The 1,864-nt window shown below is 69.3% G+C and carries 1 protein-coding gene; it reads right to left on the reverse strand.

Annotation, left to right across the window (positions count from 1 at the left end):
• Positions 1–207: 207 nt before the first annotated feature.
• On the reverse strand, positions 208–1,677 hold the full coding sequence (locus tag ACFXAZ_RS39385) for an NF041680 family putative transposase (RefSeq protein ID WP_384601858.1): 1,470 nt from the start codon (positions 1,675–1,677) through the stop codon (positions 208–210).
• Positions 1,678–1,864: the final 187 nt, after the last annotated feature.

The raw sequence follows: 1,864 nt of genomic DNA on the forward strand, positions 1-1,864 counted from the left end.
GTCTGTTGTTTATCAGACCCTGGGGGGGGGGGCGGCGCGGCGGTGAGGGGTCGGAGTACTCGGGTTCATTATATTTCCCCGGCGCGGGGCCAGCCGGGGGCGCCCACGGACCGAACTCCCCAAATGGCGGGATGCACCTCGGCCTCCGGCCTTGTCACGGTGAGTGACATCCCGCAGGGGAAGCGGGACGGCTTCTGATCTTGTCTTTTATGGTCCGGGTCGGTTTCGTTCGGTGATGCTTTCTGGTCGTTTCACGGTTTTACCCACGTCGTAGTGGGTGGCGGGCCGTCTGTTCTTCGAGCCGGGCGGCCGTCCAGGACCGGGTGTGGAGGGTTTCGGTGCACGGGCGGGACAGGCAAGGTACGGCCGGAGGTTCCTGAACCCGCGGCGGACGCGGGCCGGGGTGAGCCGGCCGGGCTCGGCGGGCTTTTCCCAGGGACGGCGGAGGTCAGCGGCGGCCTGGCGGAGGAGGCGGAGTTGGGTGTGGGCCGCGATGACGATCCATGTCCAGCGGTCGCCTGCCTGGGGAGTGCGGAGCTTGGGGCGGGTCCAGCCGAGGGTCTGTTTCATGAGCCGGAAGGTGTGTTCCAGGTCGAACCTTCGCAGGAAGGCCTGCCATCGTACGTCGATGTCTTCGCCGGTCAGGCCGGTGGCGGACGACCACCGCCTCCCCGGCAGCGGGTCTCCGCCGCCGGGGTGGCGGTCGACCTGGAGGCGGATGAGGGTGCCCTCGATGACCAGCAGGGGTCCTGTGTGGTCGATCCACGCGGAGCGGGTGGTCAGCCTCGGGTGGATGCGGTCCCAGGCGGCTGCCTGGGCGGTTCCGTACCGGTCGGTGACCTGCGCGGTCGCCGCGTCCGGGTCGCCCCAGGTCCCGGGCTTGGCGAAGTGGAACTCCTTGCCGTGCCTGGGCGGGTGGCCACCGCGGGGGTGGGCCCGGTAGTACTCCTCGCGAGAGGGCGCCGGGCGGCGCATGACCCGGTCCGCACGCATCCGACCGAGGACCTCGACCGGCAGCCCGGCGAGGAGGTGAGCCATACGCGGCGCGTCGTATCCGGCGTCGAACACGATCAGGATGTCGCGGTCGCCGGTGTGCCAGCGGCCCATCTCGATCAGGTCGACCACGACTCGGCGGACCTGGACGGCGGTGGCTTCGGCGACGTCGTCCTTGGGGCCGAGGCGGACGGTGTCCAGGAGCTGGCACCAGGAGGTGCGGCCGGATTCGAGTGCGGCGACGAAGGAGTAGGGCCAGCCGGGTATGAGCTGGTCCGAGGACCGGCCGCTACGTCCGTAGACGTGACAGAAAAGACGCTCCGGACTGGTCGGGGCGTCGGGGCGGAGCCAGTGGCTGACGTCTACTGCGAGGACCAGGCGCCCGTCGGCGGCCCGCGGCATCGGCAGGCCGGCCAGGACCTGCCGCAGCCTCGGCACATCGACGTTCCCGTTGTTCAGCGCGTCGTACAGGGCACCGTGCCCGCGCCGGTGCTCGGCCACCAGCGTCAGATCCACCGGCGTCCTCACCGGGCCGTCGGCACACAGCAACGCGTCGGTAAGCTCGAACAACTCGTCCCCGCGCACGGTCAGGCAGCCGAACAGGTCCTCCCGGAAGCATGACGCCATCGCGAACACTTCCCCGGAACCAGTGTCAGGCAGGAGACTCACCCTCACGGCCTTCATCTTGATCGGTGCACCTTGGTCGGAGCACATGATCAGACGAAGGCCGCCCCCTTGTCCGGCGAATGCCCAGGTGAGCGATCCAGTTCGAGACTCAATTCGACCTCGGATCATGGGGAGGGCGGCCGTGTTCCTGGGTCAGGTCCGGAGCAGTGAGGCGTGGATACGGGCGATGGCCCTGAGCACCTCG

The organism is Streptomyces sp. NPDC059477, from assembly GCF_042749375.1.
Taxonomy (GTDB): Bacteria; Actinomycetota; Actinomycetes; order Streptomycetales; family Streptomycetaceae; genus Streptomyces.

What these genes read in the sequence shown, in the direction of transcription:
- ACFXAZ_RS39385 (WP_384601858.1), bottom strand. Translation starts at nt 1,677, where the DNA reads ATGAAGGCCGTGAGGGTGAGTCTCCTGCCTGACACTGGTTCCGGGGAA.